This is a genomic window from Francisella philomiragia subsp. philomiragia ATCC 25015 (assembly GCF_000156715.1).
Classification (GTDB): Bacteria; Pseudomonadota; Gammaproteobacteria; order Francisellales; family Francisellaceae; genus Francisella; species Francisella philomiragia.
In genome coordinates this window covers 1-14188 of record NZ_DS999316.1, presented here as the reverse complement: position 1 = coordinate 14188, position 14188 = coordinate 1, and the positions used below count along the sequence as shown (strand labels likewise).

Genomic DNA, 14188 nt, shown 5'->3' with positions numbered 1-14188 from the left:
TCTTTTTATTTTTTTATCACTAGGAGGATAAAATCTTGTTATTATATACAAAAAAGGATGATATCTATAGCGACATAGTTCGCATGATTCTTCTTATCAAAGGAGCTAATGCGAAGATTATAGATGTTTCTAAAGAGGAAAACTCAAAACACCTAGAAGAACTAAATATAATAACACCTAATGGCAATATCCCTACGCTTAGCACTGATGATTTTGCTGTATACAGACTAAGTGTTATTATAGAAGCTATAGAAGATTTGTATCCTTTTCCTCCAATGTTTCCTGTTTTTCCCAAGCAAAGAGCTAATGCAAGAATATTACTAGAATATGTTAATAAAACATTTCTACAAAATATCATAAAATTGCAAGACTCAAATTTGACAGAAGAAGAAGCATCTGAGATAAAAGTGAAAATGCAAAAAGATATTATTAGCACTTATAAAACAATCGTTAGTGAAAGAGAGATAAATGCTGAAAGCAATCCTGATGCACAAAACATTAATGTTTTAACTCTTATTATAACTTTTGTTTTTTATTACTTTATTAAGCTTAAGATTTCAATTCCTACAAAAGATAAAAATATTATCAAAGAAATTAAAGAGCTATTAAGTGAAGCTAATTTTATAAAAACGATTAAAGCACAAGGAGCTTGATATGGCTATGCTTAGAGCATATGTAGTTAAAGCTACATACAACTGGCTAGTTGATCACGGATTTACACCATATATTTTAGTTGATACGGAGTATGAAGGTGTAGTCGTACCTAACAACTATATTGATGAAGATAATAAAATACTACTAGACCTATCTCCTCAAGCTATACAAAACTTAGAGATTGATGATAACCATATTAGCTTCGATGCTACTTTTGATGGTGAACCAATGTCCATTAATATTCCTATAGAATCAGTTTTAGAGGTCTTCTCTAAAGAAACTGAACAAGGAATGTATGCTCGTGAATTCGGCTATGGAATTAATATTAATGAAGGTGAAGATGATGAGGCTGTTAACCCTAAGAAATTAGGCGAAACAAATTCAGATAATGTTCTTTCATTAGATTAATTCTCTAGAAATTCTTCCTATCTTATCTAGAAACTTTATGTAGTCAATTTATCTAAAACAATATAGCCATCTTTAATTATTAGTTTTATGCTCTCATCAGGATTTACCAATAAACCTATATCCTCTAGAGGGTTTCCTTCAAATACAATGATGTCAGCAAAGGCACCTGATTTTATTATGCCTAGTTTATCTACCATATTTAATAACTCTGCATTTTTACAGGTAGCTGAGTATAGAGTTTGGAATGGTGTTTCAACTTGAGATCTAATCTTAAACTCAGTATTTTGATACCTCATTAGACCTCCCAATAGATCTGTACCAAAACCAACATTAATACTATAATCATGCGCAATTTTAATAGCCTCAAGACTATTTGATCGAACTCCACCTAACTTCTCTAAGATATGATCTGGGGTATTAAACTCTTTACCATGAAGATAAAATGCTTCATAAATTGCTAACGTAGGTACAATGAAAGCATTATTTGCAGCAATTATTTTTGCTGCCTTTTCATCAAGGAGATTCGCATGCTCTAAAGATCTTACACCTAATTTAACGCAGCGTATTAAAGCTTCTGGAGTATAAGCATGTGCCATGACATAAGTTCCATTACGTTTAGCTTCATCAACAATTGCTAGTATTTCATCATCAGAAAATTGTAAGTTAGTAATTTTATCTGCTGGGGATGCAATACCTCCAGCTGCCATAATTTTAATCTGGGTAGCACCCTCTCTTAGCTGCTCTCTTGTGGCTTTTAGTACCTCTGGCACACCATCACATATTGTAGAAATATTTGAACCACTGACTTGACAAGAACAAATTTTTGATTCAGTAGTTCCTCTAAAATCTCCATGACCACCTGTAGCACTTAGAGCCTTACCACTATAAAACAATCTTGGTGTTGTTGCTTTTCTTTTTTCAAAAGCCTGAGCTATTCCATAACCAGCTCCGCCAGCATCTCGTAATGTCGTAAATCCTCTCAGCAATGACTCTTCTGCTGCTTGTAGTGACTCTATAGCCATGAAATCACTTGATATATTATCATTTGCTAGATCCACTGATGCTGCTGAAGATAAATGCACATGAGCATCTATAAGCCCAGGCATCAAAAACCTATCTTTTAAATCTATAATTATCTCAGCACTAAAATTAGAAATTTCATTATCAGTTAATGATAAAATCTTACTACCTTCTACATAAACATAATTATAGTGATTAATTTGATTATCTTTACCATTAAAAACATTTGCATTTTTTAATATAATCTTAGCCATTTTATATTACCTTTTTTTGATTAATTAGATTCTTTTTCGGTTTTATGAACATTTGTTAAACTTTCTAGATTAATAATCATCTCATCTAGTTGCTTAGTAAAGATATTTAAATCTTTATTATCGATATGTCCCAAAGACTTTTGCCAATTTATGTTTATAAAATCTTGAGTCTTAACTGAAAACTCTTTTCCTAGTTCTGTTAATTCAAAACGCACAACTCTTTTATCTTTTGTATCAACATATCGCTTCAGTAACTTTTTAGATAGCAGGCTATTAATCGCTCTAGTAATACTCTGAGGCTCACATCTCATATAGTTAGAAATATCCGACTTTGAAGGTTTATTAAGTGATAAAGTAGCTAGTAAAACAATAGACTCTGTGTAGGTAAAATTTTTTTGCTCCAAATAGTTCATGAATATTTTATACCATAAGGCATTAATTCTTCTCCATTGTTGACTTAAATTTGTAAATTTATCTAGTAACATAAAAAATATATATTTTTTACTTACAATTATATGAAGCATTGCGTTATATTTCAACTAATGATAACATCTCATCCGTAATTATCTAACTAGTCTTGAAATATGATCACATTAAATCAAAAACAAATCTTACTTGACAAAGCTATCATGCAACAAAAATCACCTTTTTTTATAAAAGATATTGATGGCAAATATATCTATATAAATCATCAAGCAGCAGCATTAGCAGATTTAACTCCAGAAGATTTTATAGGATTCGATGACTCAAAAATTTTTGGGGCTGAAATTGGGGCTATATATCGAAAAAAAGATCAAGATATAATTGCTGGTAAAGAGATTAATCCTATTGATATTTTTACTGATAAAAAAGGCGTTACAAGAGCATATTTTATATTAAGACAACCTATCTATGATAAGGATAAAATTATCGGAGTATCTGGAATTAGAGCTGATATAACTAACTTCATAGAAAAAATTGCAGCCATCAAAATTTAATTTATATGACAAAAAATATTTTCACAGATAAAAATAATTATATTTTTGCTTCGACGATTACAGCTTCTGTATTTTTTTCTAGCTTAAGCGCATCCTACTTTTACAATCATCAAATGCTACCTATGATTTGGGCTTTTGTTTTTGGGATATTTCTACCTTTTTATCGCTTTGGAAATACTAAGCTTGAACAAATCAAAAGCCTAACCACAAATACAAGTCTAGTTCTAATAATGATGCTTCTAGCATCTTTTGTCAGTTTGATAAGTTCGCCAATATTGCAAGAACTAGCTCGTGGAATTTTAGTTTTTTATTGTCTATGTTCACAACGATATTTCAATGGCGGGCGTATTTTAATTATATTCTTGATAGTATATGTACTACTTTTTTTCTATCTTGATCCAATTCTATCTGAGAATACTCTATTACCTTCTCTTAATTACTGTCTAACTGGATTATTAATGGGCTACATATCAACTTCATTATTTACAATAATTATGCCAAGTGTTGATATCAAAACTCCGACTATTAATAATGACTCATTTGTTTTTAAACAAGCTATTATCATTACCATCCTTATAGTCTCTGTTTATATAACTGCTAGATTTATACATATAACTAATCCAGCTTGGATTTGCTATTCTATAGTTATAGTATCTACAGGAAATTATGTAATATCTATAAAAACATCTCTGCATCGATTAATTGGCACTCTTATTGGTGCCGTTATAAGTATTGTATTATCACACTTTATTTTTGATAAATATCCATTAGCAATATACTCCTGTTTTATCTTCATTTTTCTTACATATTTTATGATTAATCATAATTATGGACTTGGTATTGTTTTTGCAACGATTTGGTTAATTGCAGTATTTTATTTTCTCAAATCAGATATGACGGTAATCAGGTTTACTATAGCACGAATTTTCGACACGCTAATTGGCATAGGTCTTGGAATATTTGCTGAATTCATATTACTTAAGAAACCTAGAAACAATAGACTATAATTTTTTAAAATATCCTAACACTACAGGCAAATACCCAATCATAAAACTTAAAGGTATACACACACTTGCCCAATAGAAAACAAAATCATCTTGATTAAAAATCAAATAGCAACATAAAGCACTTATCACACCCATTACAGTACTTAGAATAGCTCCTAATAAATTAGTCTTACTACCATAAAACCCATATAGCAAACTAAATGCTAAGGCAGCAATAGGAATATTAAAGAGTAACATTTTATCAAGAACTTGGTCTATAAAAGTATTAGCAAGTATGTAGCTAAAAATTGCAATAATCATTACTGTAATGATATTTTTCTGCTCGCTTTTATTATCTTGAAAATGTACAGAACACATCGAGGCCATAGTATTCCATAATGCTGCTATAGTTGTCAAAGCTATCATAAACATCATAAGATAAAATATAACTAACATAGGTCTACTGAAGAGATTTCGCACAGTATACACAAATGCTTCATCAGGATTGATGGAGCTAATCACTCCTGCATATTTAGCCGTAGTATAGACAGCTATCAGATAAATCAAACTCACAATAAATGATGTAATCAGGACAGCATAAAAAGCCACTTTCTTAGATTTGGCAGCAAATATTTTTTGTCCATACCATGGTGAAAGTATGTAAGTAAATGCTGTAAGAATTGCTAGAGATATAGAAAAAGAAACTGGTAAGGTTGGTATTTGTGCATTATTAATATATCCAAGTGCAGAAGCATCAGCATTATATGCTAAATACCCTAAATATATAAATAGAACTATAGATAATAAAAAGCTCAACTTATCTATTTTCACTATCACTAGTAGTCCGTCTCTTATGGTAAATAATAACATTAAACTACATGCCACCCCACTTATTAACCAATGATTATAAGAAGGAAAAATCTCTTGTAGATAAATTGTAGTAGAGTATATAAAGTTAGCTCCAAACCCTGCCATCGCAGTTAATAAACATAATGCTACTACTAATCCAAATACTGGATTATAACGTTGAGAAAAAAATTCAGACACACTAATTGCATCAAAGTTTTTCCACTTTTTAGCGACACTAAAAGAATAAAATAATAATCCAACTAAAAACACAATTCCTAGAGATAGTGCTGAGAATCCATATAAATATCCTAAGCTCGAGAAACCTATCAGAGTTGATATATTTAGCTCTGTCATTACAAGAGTAGCTGTAAGTGCAAAAAGTCCTAAACTCTTTCCTGCTGTGTAGTAGTTTTCAGAGTTATTCATTTATAACAATAGTTGAATTGGTTTATAGCTTTTTCTATGGATATTTAATACACCATATTTTCTTATATTTTCAAGATGTTCTTTTGTCGGATAACCTTTATGCTTGGCAAAACCATATTGTGGAAATAATCTATCATGCTCAAGACAAATATTATCTCTGTGTACTTTTGCTAATATCGAAGCTGCAGATATTTCTTGAACTTTTGAATCACCTTTCACAATAGCTTCTGAATTATAATCCCAGTTTGGTAATTTATTACCATCAACCAGCACTTTATCAAATTGTCCCTTTAAATTATCTGCAACTTGATTCATCGCTTTGAGCGTTGCTTGAAGGATATTTAATTGATCAATTTGCTGAGGTGAAACTTCAACTATTGTATATGCTTTTGCATGAGCAGTTATTACTTCATATAGTGATTGACGTTTTTTTTCTGTTAATTTTTTAGAGTCTGAAAGACCATCAATAGTTTTTTCAGGATCTAGTATTACTCCAGCAGCAACTACAGGTCCTGATAATGGTCCACGCCCTGCTTCATCTATACCAAGGATAATCATTTTAACTTACCCTTATTATCTAATGATGTCAAAAAGCCTCTCAATATATTAACCTCTTGACTCTCTAATTCAGATCTTTGAAAAAGTCTACGCATTTTATCCATTACATGACCAGGTTTATCTTTATCCAAAAATCCAGATTGAAGCATACTATCTTCAAAATGTTGATATAACCCCTGTAGCTCTTTGACAGAAGCTTTTTTATGCAAATGAGTATATTCAGGAACTTCTTTTAAGTCACTAATCTCTACAGTTTGCTTATAAATCTCATAAGCCACTAGTTGTACAGCTTGGGCTAGATTAAGAGATGTATATCCTTCATTTGACGGAATATACGCATGCACATTACTCATCAAAAGCTCTTCATTTAATAGCCCCGTTCTTTCTCTGCCAAATAATATTGCTATTTTTTCATCAGATTTTTGGATTTTATTAAGTATGTTTGTAGCAACTTTAGATATAGGCTCTATAGGCAGAGATACTCTACGCACTCTTGCACTAGTCCCTACTACATAATCTATATCGTCAAGCGCTTCTTGAAGATTAGGCACAATCCTAGCATTTTTCACAACTTCTGTAGCATGACATGATAACGCTATGGCTTCGTCATCTATGCCTTTTTTAGGATTGACTAGCCACAAATTTGTTAATCCCATATTCAGCATTGCTCTAGCAGTAGAACCTACATTGCCACTATGAGATGGCTCAACTAGAACTATGCGTATATTATCAAATAAATTATTCATTGTTAGTATTAATAATTAAATTATATAAATCCTCAGAACTTTCAGCTTGTTGGAAATATTGTTGCGTACGATCTTCTTTCAAATATAGTGCTAATTGCTTTAAAAGTTCCATATGAATAGCAGATATTTTATCAGGGAAAAAAACACCAACTGCTATTTTTATATCATCATCTATCGAGTCATCATAATAACTATTTTTTAACGTAACTATTATTAATCTAGTAGTTATAAGATTCTCAACTCGACAATGAGGTATATAAATATTTTTACCTATATATGTATTACCTATTCTTTCTCTTTTATAAATATTCTTTAATACGAGATCCTCATCTATATCTGGGTAATCAGATATCCTATTTGCAAAAAACTCAATTAAGCGTTTTTTTGACTCAATATTGAGATTTAGAACGATATCTTTTTTATTTATTAGAGCTTTTAAATTCATGAACTAGATGGAAAGATTTTAAATAGAATATTTATTCAGAATGACCAGTAGCGTGGTTATCTCTTAATTTGTTTTTATGCTTCTTAATTTGACGAGCTAATTTATCTTCAAGCATGTCAATAGCTGCATATAAATCTTTATCTTCAGCTTTTGCAACGAATTCGCTACCAGGAACTGTAACTATAGCTTCTGCAACTTGATGATCTTTTTCAACATCTAAAATCACTTTTGTTGAAGTAATATTGTCAAAATAATGCCCTACCTTACCAATCTTCTCATTTACATAATTTTTAATTGCATCAGTAACTTCAACATGTCTACCAGTAATTTGAATATTCATATAAACCTCCGGATTTTGAATACCACGCCCACAGAATTTTGTAGAGCCCTATTTTAATAACCACCTAAGTGATATACTTATATTCATATTATACAAGCTAAATACTATAAAGCAAAGCAATGAACAATAATGTAAAACAAATTTTAGCCTCTTTCAGTCTTATTGCAATCACGGTTATATCGTTTATTATTTTTGCACCTTTATTTGTTTTTCTGATTATTTTCTTGATGATTTTTTCATTTTTTGTGCGTAGAAAAATAATCAAAGAAAACCCTGATTTCTTTAGACAATATACTAGCAAGAAGGGTCGAGTAATAGATCAAGAAGAAGATAACGATAATAATTCAAATCACAAATTAAAATAAATATGTACACAAAAGACACTATAGTTGCAGTTGCAACTCCTCAAGGTAATGGTGGTATAGGTATCGTACGTATATCAGGTAGTGATGCTTTATCAATAGCAGAAAAGCTCACAAAAAAACGGCTCATACCCAGGTATGCAACATTTTGCAATATTTATAACACTAATGAAATTATAGATCATGGTATTGTAATATTCTTTAACTCCCCTAACTCATATACAGGTGAAGATGTCGTTGAAATACAGGCACATGGTAATCCTTTTATACTTAATTTAATAATTAAAGCTACCTTAGAATATGGAGCTAGAATGGCCAATGCAGGAGAATTTACTGAAAGAGCCTTTCTTAACAGTAAGCTTGATTTAACCCAAGCTGAAGCTGTAGCAGATATTATTAATGCATCTTCAGAAACAGCAGCAAAATCAGCAGCAAAATCTCTTCAGGGAGATTTTTCTAAAGAGATTAATAATCTTCTAGAAAAACTTATCTATCTACGAATGTACGTAGAAGCATCTATTGATTTTCCAGAAGAAGAAATTAACTTCTTAGAAGATCAAAAAATCCACAATAGCTTACAAGATATATATAAAACAATTCTCGATGTCAAAAATAGCTGTAAACAAGGAGCAATTCTTGTTGAAGGTATAACACTAATACTAGTGGGTAAACCCAATGCTGGTAAATCCAGTCTTTTAAATGCCCTAGCTGGTAAAGAGTCTGCAATTGTAACATCCATAGCAGGCACAACTCGTGATATCGTTAAAGAGCATATCCAAATAAATGGTGTTCCTATGCATATTATCGATACTGCTGGATTACGTAGTAGTGATGATATTATCGAAAGCGAAGGTATCAAAAGAGCTATCAAAAAAATTCAAGAGGCAGATCAAATATTATTTGTAACTGATGATTATACAAATAGTCAGGTTAAATTTAGTGATATAAAAGATATAATTCCTGAATTTTACCATCAAATACCTAAGGATATAGATATTACTTATGTCCATAATAAAATAGATCTTCTTAAAGAAGTACCTCTAAATCATAATAATCATATCTACATATCAGCTGAAAGTAATATTGGTATCGATAAGCTAAAAGATCACATACTTGCTAAAGTTGGATATACTACTCAGAATGAGAGTATTTATACAGCTCGTGAAAGACATGTCACCGCAATAGATAATGCATTTGATCATATCAAGCTTGCTAAGGAGCAATTAGAGCTTGGCAATGGTGAACTCTTAGCTGAAGAGTTATTAATAGTGCAAGAACATCTTAACTCTATTACAGGAGAATTTAGTTCTGATGATTTATTAGGAGAAATCTTCTCAAGTTTCTGTATTGGCAAATAAACTTTTTTATCGCATACTATTTATTCTTAGCCATAGTAATACCATCTTCAAACTGATCACTAGTAATAGGTTTATCAATATGTTTATTAATTGTGACCGTCTTAACTCTACTACTCGTTACATTGAGCGAATTACCAGCTACAATCGCATATAGATTAATACTAGTAGCTAGCATAATAAAAGTTATTAATATCTTCTTCATCTAATATTCCTGTAAACATACATCAATAAATTTAACAAACTCTTGTTCTAAATTATTTCTAACTCCTGTTGCTCTTACCAAATAAAAATCAGTTCTACCAAAATAATAATCATCAAGTACTGGTAATACATTTAGTTTACTATTAGCAAAAATATCTAAGGTGTTAATAATCTTATTACATTTAGTCGCTATATTAATATCACATATAGAGTTATTAAGAAACATATTCGGATTAATACTAACCTCATTTTTAGAATCATCTTTCTCAGAGAAAGCTATCAATGTGGTCTGAAATTTATCATTATGCAAAAATCCAACTATATCATGACTTTCAAGATCTTCTAGTAAACTTGGCTGTCCATATGTTTGAATATAATCTTGACTAGCATATAGTTTATTTTTTGCTCTTACGAGAGTTTTTATAGTACAACTGCTAGTTATAGGCTTTTTTATAGTTATTGCTATATCAATATCATCTTTAACCAAATCTACAATTCCCGCCGTATAACTAAATACTAATTTAACATTAGGATAACGCGCATAAAAAATACCTAGCTTATCAGCAAGTATATTATCTAGAAAAAGTTTTGGTATACCTACCTTTAAAGTACCACTAATTTCTTTTGATTTATTCACTATCTGCTGGAGTGTCGTATTAGCCTGTTTCTCAATATCTTTAAAGCTCATATAAAATGACTCTCCATCCTCCGTCATTTCTATTAGGCCTCTTGAGTTCCGCTTTATTAGTTTCATATTCACAGACTCTTCTAAGTTTTGAATTCTACGAGAAACAGTACTTTGCGAAACATTTAAATGCTTTGCTAACTCTGTAAAAGTACCTATATCAATAAGCTTTATAAAAATAAAAATATCATCAAAATTCATCATTACCCTCATTTATGCATAGCTCTTATGCATTATTTGCTACAGACATATTAATACTACTACAAATATAATAGCTGTGTAAGTTAACAAATTAACTTTAGCTTTTTAAAATAATCAATAGGAGAGTAAAAAATGAAAAAAATATTATCAAACATTCTACTAACTAGTACAGTATTAGCTACTTCAGTGCCTGCTATGGCGTGTTCTGAACTTAATCATAATTTCGGTGGAAATATAGGTAAATACTCTACTAGAACCATGGATGTATTTATAGATCTAAAACCAAATTTAACAGTATACCCAAGAGGTACTAAAGAAAATGGTGCTCTTGAAAAAAATTCTCTTGATTGGACTGACAAATACGGCTATGTTTCTGTTGATGAAACTAATCTAGAGAATTTGACTGCTGAAGGTATTAATGAAAAAGGATTAGCCGTCCACTTATTATATTTTGGAACAATGCAACAACCAGAAAGAGACACTAGCATAAAGGGAGTCAACGGACTAGTATGGGTAAGATATGTACTTGGCAATTACGCATCCGTACAAGAAGTTATTGACAACTTAAATAACTATCAAATTTATACTCCTCAGATTGAACTTAAAGGCAAAAAAGGAAATTTACCTATACATTACTCAATAGAAGATGCTAGTGGAGATAGTGCAATGATTGAATATGTGGATGGTAAGTTAAAAATTCATAGACATACTAAAGCTATGACAAATGAGCCAAGTTATGATGAACAGGTAAAAAAACTAAAAGATATCAAAAAAACTGATTTATATAATATAGATATGATTCCGGGAGGTGCCAAATCAGAAAATAGATTTATAAGAGCAAACTTTATTAGTGAAAATATAGCTAGTGCAAATACTGCTAACGATGCTGTTAATTACATGTTCGCCGCGGCTGATTCTGTATCGGTACCTTTTGTAAAAGGATATAAAGAAGTTGATTTTACAGCTTCTGATATTCAAGACAAATGGCCGACACAATGGAAAAGTGTAATATCTATGAAAGATAAAAAACTTTACATATCGGATACTCTTGTAGGGAATAGAATTTATGTAGACTTAAACGAAGCTAATTTAAAAGAAGGACAACCAATTAGAAGCGTGTCAGTTATGGATAAAACTTTAACCGGTGATGTAACTAGCAAACTAGAACCTCAAAAGTAAATAAAAATTCATCTAAATATCAATTTATCTAACAATAATATCTAATTTACCTTTATATTTCGTTTATGCATAGCTGGTATGTAAATTTTGGTAAAGACTTATTGTTACTACCAGATATATACTAGAAATAAATAGAATATATAGTAAAAAACGAGGAATAAATAATGAAAAAAATACTCATATTAGTTTTGATTTTAGTTGGTACTACATCTATTGTTAATGCAAATCCAACAAAATTAAGATCATATTCTATTGGGGTTAAACGCTATCACACACTGTTAACTCAATCAGATAATGTCCAAAAAGCAACTCACTACTACACACATCATAACTAATAAAACAGTTCTACAGCAAACATTTTGTTAAAATTGTCTAATTTAAAACATACCCAAAAATATCATGATATCTCTAATAGGTAAGACTCCTATTATTAAACTAAAAACTAATAATAATCATAACATATACGCTAAATGCGAATGGCTTAACCCTACAGGAAGTATAAAAGATCGAGTTGCAAAATATATATTAGATAATTTAATCAAAAATAAAAAAATAAATCCTAAACAAGCTATTGTTGAAGCAAGTTCTGGCAATATGGGAACTTCTCTAGCTGCAATTGGAAAATTGTATAATCATCCTGTATATATTACATGCCCAGAAAAAACTGGAAAAATCAAAAGAGATATGGTCAAAAGTTTTGGAGCAAACCTAACCGTTTGCAAAAATACAGCTGATCATACAGATGCTGGTTTTTATGTCAATAAAGCTAAAGAATTAGCAAAAAGTTTGAATGGCATATTAATTAATCAATACGATAACATACTGAATACAGAGTGTCATTACAAAACCACTGGTCAAGAGATAGTTAATTACTTTTTAACTCATTCTCTAAAAGTTGACTATTTTATAACAGTTGGTGGCTCTGGTGGAACTATCACAGGTTGTGCTAAAAAAATAAAAGAGATATACCCAGAAACTAAAGTTATTATGCCTGATCCTAAAGGCTCTGTTTATTATGATATTTTTTATCATGGTAAACCAATACAACAAAATATCCATAGCTATAAAGTTGAAGGTCCTGGAAATCCAGTATTTTGTAAATCTATGGATTTATCATATATAGATGAAGTAATTCAATTTACAGATAACCAAGCTATGCAAGGATGTGATGAGTTAGCAATTGAGCAAGGTATTTACGCTGGACATAGTAGCGGTGCAAATTATTTTATAGCTAAAAAACTAATTGAAAAATTGCCCAAAGATAAAAACTACAATATCTTGATTATGATTTTAGATAGCGGTATGAAATATGATTTCAACTGAATTTAAAAAGATATGAAAATATATTAAATTACTGTTATTATTAATCTGATCTATCAATTTAAAGGAGTATCGGTATGCCAGGTATATTAATAAGTTTTATACTGCTTTTCATTTCGGTTATGTCCGCTTGGTCAAGTAGACGCTGGGGAATTATAACGTTTTGTCTTTTTCTAATCGTAACATCACTAGTATTTCTTCATCATGCAAGTGATCACTTATCAATTTACCTATAGTTAGATAAGGAGTAGTAAATGAAAAAATATTTTAGAGAAGACTTAATAAAACTTCTAAGTGCTATAGAGCTTGCGGGTATAACAGTCACAATTATTTCAGCATTCTATTTTCAATTTGTAATGGGAGAAATACCTTGTCCATTATGTCTTTTACAAAGATTAGGACTATTAGCAATAGGATTTGGGTTTCTATTAAATATGCACTATCACATTAGACCTAGTCATTATGCACTATCGTTATTAGCTGCTGTGTTGACATCTTTTATTTCCCTAAGACAAATTGCACTTCATGTTTCAGATCCTGTTGGATTTGGTTCTACAGTCTTTGGCCTACATATGTATACTTGGGTATTTGTAATATGCATGATTGCAATAATATATATTTCTATAGTTATGTCTTATCCTAATCAATATAAAATCAATAAGGATGCTAATGAGATAGCTGATGCAAAAAATAATAAAATTCGTAAATTAAGTCATATTGTATTTGTTATTTTTATAATTGCTATTTTTACTAACATCGCTTCAACATTTATTGAATGTGGTATACATGAATGTCCAGATAATCCAACTAAATATATTCTTGCATAAATTAAGTTCCCTAAATAATTTTAATAAACTCTAGCAAAATCCTCGAAATAACATAGCATTCTATCAACAATATTCCTTTGCTAATTAAATAATATATAATTAACAATCATACTTAGCCGATACTTTTGAAAAAGAGTATATAAGGAGCGTAGAATATGAAACAAAAGAAGTTAGTCTATACATTACTAATAGCATATTCCACTTATTCATATGCATCACCTACCATTAATGTAGAAGCATCTAACAAGCAGATACTACAATCGATATCTAAAGAATTAACTAATGTAGAGCTAGAAACACAATCATTAATCAATAAGCAACAAACTAAGGTTGATGATGATTCTTTTGAAATGTATAGTAATAAGGTAGTTAAGCATGGTAATTAGTTAATA

At 30.3% G+C, this 14188-nt stretch carries 21 protein-coding genes; 12 read left to right on the top strand and 9 right to left on the bottom strand.

The genetic code is table 11. The annotated features are described in order from the left end of the window. Nucleotides 1–35: 35 nt before the first annotated feature. Complete coding sequence (mglA, locus tag FTPG_RS05420; RefSeq protein WP_004287420.1) at nt 36–653, top strand: transcriptional regulator MglA; 618 nt, start codon at nt 36–38, stop codon at nt 651–653. A 1-nt stretch (nt 654) separates the two neighbouring features. Beyond that, a complete protein-coding gene (mglB, locus tag FTPG_RS05415) occupies nt 655–1062 on the top strand; it encodes a transcriptional regulator MglB (RefSeq protein ID WP_004287419.1) in 408 nt (135 codons plus the stop codon). 35 nt (nt 1063–1097) lie between these two features. On the opposite strand, the gene FTPG_RS05410 is transcribed toward mglB, so the two are convergent. Together FTPG_RS05410 and FTPG_RS05405 are read right to left on the bottom strand one after the other, a co-directional pair. Next, nucleotides 1098–2336 carry a metal-dependent hydrolase family protein gene (locus FTPG_RS05410; RefSeq protein WP_004287418.1) on the bottom strand — a complete coding sequence of 413 codons (1239 nt, stop codon included), beginning with the start codon at nt 2334–2336 and terminating at the stop codon, nt 1098–1100. 20 nt (nt 2337–2356) lie between these two features. After that, nucleotides 2357–2821, bottom strand: coding sequence for a MarR family winged helix-turn-helix transcriptional regulator (locus FTPG_RS05405; RefSeq protein WP_234367162.1), 465 nt, complete (start codon nt 2819–2821; stop codon nt 2357–2359). A 99-nt stretch (nt 2822–2920) separates the two neighbouring features. Between FTPG_RS05405 and FTPG_RS05400 the strand changes: the two genes are divergently transcribed. Both FTPG_RS05400 and FTPG_RS05395 read left to right on the top strand, forming a co-directional pair. Then, on the top strand, nt 2921–3313 hold the full coding sequence (locus FTPG_RS05400) for a PAS domain-containing protein (protein WP_004287416.1): 393 nt from the start codon (nt 2921–2923) through the stop codon (nt 3311–3313). A gap of 5 nt (nt 3314–3318) precedes the next feature. After that, on the top strand, nt 3319–4320 hold the full coding sequence (locus tag FTPG_RS05395) for an FUSC family protein (RefSeq protein WP_004287415.1): 1002 nt from the start codon (nt 3319–3321) through the stop codon (nt 4318–4320). On the opposite strand, the gene FTPG_RS05390 is transcribed toward FTPG_RS05395, so the two are convergent. From FTPG_RS05390 to hpf, 5 genes are read right to left on the bottom strand one after another with little or no spacing between them, the layout of a single operon-like run. Further along, a complete protein-coding gene (locus tag FTPG_RS05390; RefSeq protein ID WP_004287414.1) occupies nt 4315–5574 on the bottom strand; it encodes a sodium:solute symporter family transporter in 1260 nt (419 codons plus the stop codon). The two genes, FTPG_RS05395 and FTPG_RS05390, sit on opposite strands and share 6 nt — an antisense overlap. Next, on the bottom strand, nt 5575–6132 hold the full coding sequence (gene rnhB, locus FTPG_RS05385) for a ribonuclease HII (protein ID WP_004287413.1): 558 nt from the start codon (nt 6130–6132) through the stop codon (nt 5575–5577). It abuts the gene before it with no gap. Further along, nucleotides 6129–6878, bottom strand: coding sequence for an RNA methyltransferase (locus tag FTPG_RS05380; RefSeq protein WP_004287412.1), 750 nt, complete (start codon nt 6876–6878; stop codon nt 6129–6131). The genes rnhB and FTPG_RS05380 overlap by 4 nt, the downstream gene beginning before the upstream one ends. Next, nucleotides 6871–7323: a PTS sugar transporter subunit IIA gene (locus tag FTPG_RS05375; RefSeq protein ID WP_004287411.1), complete on the bottom strand. Its 453-nt coding sequence runs from the start codon at nt 7321–7323 to the stop codon at nt 6871–6873. Before FTPG_RS05375 ends, FTPG_RS05380 begins: the two co-directional genes overlap by 8 nt. 31 nt (nt 7324–7354) lie before the next feature. Then, the gene (gene hpf / locus FTPG_RS05370; RefSeq protein ID WP_004287410.1) at nt 7355–7663 is read right to left on the bottom strand and encodes a ribosome hibernation-promoting factor, HPF/YfiA family; all 309 of its coding nucleotides are present in this window, start codon (nt 7661–7663) and stop codon (nt 7355–7357) included. Nucleotides 7664–7782: 119 nt separating this feature from the next. Between hpf and FTPG_RS05365 the strand changes: the two genes are divergently transcribed. Beyond that, the gene (locus FTPG_RS05365; protein ID WP_004287409.1) at nt 7783–8028 is read left to right on the top strand and encodes a hypothetical protein; all 246 of its coding nucleotides are present in this window, start codon (nt 7783–7785) and stop codon (nt 8026–8028) included. Between the two features lie 2 nt (nt 8029–8030). Next, nucleotides 8031–9383 carry a tRNA uridine-5-carboxymethylaminomethyl(34) synthesis GTPase MnmE gene (mnmE, locus tag FTPG_RS05360; RefSeq protein ID WP_004287408.1) on the top strand — a complete coding sequence of 451 codons (1353 nt, stop codon included), beginning with the start codon at nt 8031–8033 and terminating at the stop codon, nt 9381–9383. Between the two features lie 16 nt (nt 9384–9399). Here the strand turns inward: mnmE and FTPG_RS05355 are convergent, their stop codons facing one another. Then, on the bottom strand, nt 9400–9585 hold the full coding sequence (locus FTPG_RS05355; RefSeq protein WP_004287407.1) for a hypothetical protein: 186 nt from the start codon (nt 9583–9585) through the stop codon (nt 9400–9402). Then, nucleotides 9586–10470, bottom strand: coding sequence for a LysR family transcriptional regulator (locus FTPG_RS05350; protein ID WP_035722474.1), 885 nt, complete (start codon nt 10468–10470; stop codon nt 9586–9588). Nucleotides 10471–10602: 132 nt separating this feature from the next. On the opposite strand from FTPG_RS05350, the gene FTPG_RS05345 reads away from it, so the two are divergent. The 6 genes from FTPG_RS05345 (at nt 10603) to FTPG_RS05330 (ending at nt 14182) form a co-directional block, all read left to right on the top strand. Next, complete coding sequence (locus FTPG_RS05345) at nt 10603–11649, top strand: linear amide C-N hydrolase (protein WP_004287405.1); 1047 nt, start codon at nt 10603–10605, stop codon at nt 11647–11649. 164 nt (nt 11650–11813) lie between these two features. Next, nucleotides 11814–11984 carry a hypothetical protein gene (locus FTPG_RS09795; RefSeq protein WP_004287404.1) on the top strand — a complete coding sequence of 57 codons (171 nt, stop codon included), beginning with the start codon at nt 11814–11816 and terminating at the stop codon, nt 11982–11984. A gap of 64 nt (nt 11985–12048) precedes the next feature. Next, on the top strand, nt 12049–12972 hold the full coding sequence (locus FTPG_RS05340; protein WP_004287403.1) for a PLP-dependent cysteine synthase family protein: 924 nt from the start codon (nt 12049–12051) through the stop codon (nt 12970–12972). A 74-nt stretch (nt 12973–13046) separates the two neighbouring features. Next, on the top strand, nt 13047–13205 hold the full coding sequence (locus FTPG_RS09865; protein ID WP_267906019.1) for a DUF5993 family protein: 159 nt from the start codon (nt 13047–13049) through the stop codon (nt 13203–13205). Nucleotides 13206–13223: 18 nt separating this feature from the next. Beyond that, nucleotides 13224–13796 (top strand): disulfide bond formation protein B, encoded by a 573-nt coding sequence (locus FTPG_RS05335; protein WP_004287402.1) that lies wholly within the window; start codon nt 13224–13226, stop codon nt 13794–13796. Nucleotides 13797–13951: 155 nt separating this feature from the next. Beyond that, entirely contained in the window at nt 13952–14182 is a 231-nt protein-coding gene (locus tag FTPG_RS05330) for a hypothetical protein (protein WP_004287401.1), read from the top strand. Nucleotides 14183–14188: the final 6 nt, after the last annotated feature.

Coding starts and splice junctions, on each gene's coding strand:
- FTPG_RS09865 (WP_267906019.1), top strand. CDS start 13,047: ATGCCAGGTATATTAATAAGTTTTATACTGCTTTTCATTTCGGTTATG.
- FTPG_RS05355 (WP_004287407.1), bottom strand. CDS start 9,585: ATGAAGAAGATATTAATAACTTTTATTATGCTAGCTACTAGTATTAAT.
- FTPG_RS05340 (WP_004287403.1), top strand. CDS start 12,049: ATGATATCTCTAATAGGTAAGACTCCTATTATTAAACTAAAAACTAAT.
- FTPG_RS09795 (WP_004287404.1), top strand. CDS start 11,814: ATGAAAAAAATACTCATATTAGTTTTGATTTTAGTTGGTACTACATCT.
- hpf (WP_004287410.1), bottom strand. CDS start 7,663: ATGAATATTCAAATTACTGGTAGACATGTTGAAGTTACTGATGCAATT.
- FTPG_RS05380 (WP_004287412.1), bottom strand. CDS start 6,878: ATGAATAATTTATTTGATAATATACGCATAGTTCTAGTTGAGCCATCT.
- FTPG_RS05390 (WP_004287414.1), bottom strand. CDS start 5,574: ATGAATAACTCTGAAAACTACTACACAGCAGGAAAGAGTTTAGGACTT.
- FTPG_RS05330 (WP_004287401.1), top strand. CDS start 13,952: ATGAAACAAAAGAAGTTAGTCTATACATTACTAATAGCATATTCCACT.
- FTPG_RS05350 (WP_035722474.1), bottom strand. CDS start 10,470: ATGAATTTTGATGATATTTTTATTTTTATAAAGCTTATTGATATAGGT.
- FTPG_RS05395 (WP_004287415.1), top strand. CDS start 3,319: ATGACAAAAAATATTTTCACAGATAAAAATAATTATATTTTTGCTTCG.
- rnhB (WP_004287413.1), bottom strand. CDS start 6,132: ATGATTATCCTTGGTATAGATGAAGCAGGGCGTGGACCATTATCAGGA.
- FTPG_RS05400 (WP_004287416.1), top strand. CDS start 2,921: ATGATCACATTAAATCAAAAACAAATCTTACTTGACAAAGCTATCATG.
- FTPG_RS05335 (WP_004287402.1), top strand. CDS start 13,224: ATGAAAAAATATTTTAGAGAAGACTTAATAAAACTTCTAAGTGCTATA.
- FTPG_RS05375 (WP_004287411.1), bottom strand. CDS start 7,323: ATGAATTTAAAAGCTCTAATAAATAAAAAAGATATCGTTCTAAATCTC.
- mnmE (WP_004287408.1), top strand. CDS start 8,031: ATGTACACAAAAGACACTATAGTTGCAGTTGCAACTCCTCAAGGTAAT.
- FTPG_RS05405 (WP_234367162.1), bottom strand. CDS start 2,821: ATGTTACTAGATAAATTTACAAATTTAAGTCAACAATGGAGAAGAATT.
- FTPG_RS05410 (WP_004287418.1), bottom strand. CDS start 2,336: ATGGCTAAGATTATATTAAAAAATGCAAATGTTTTTAATGGTAAAGAT.
- mglB (WP_004287419.1), top strand. CDS start 655: ATGGCTATGCTTAGAGCATATGTAGTTAAAGCTACATACAACTGGCTA.
- FTPG_RS05365 (WP_004287409.1), top strand. CDS start 7,783: ATGAACAATAATGTAAAACAAATTTTAGCCTCTTTCAGTCTTATTGCA.
- FTPG_RS05345 (WP_004287405.1), top strand. CDS start 10,603: ATGAAAAAAATATTATCAAACATTCTACTAACTAGTACAGTATTAGCT.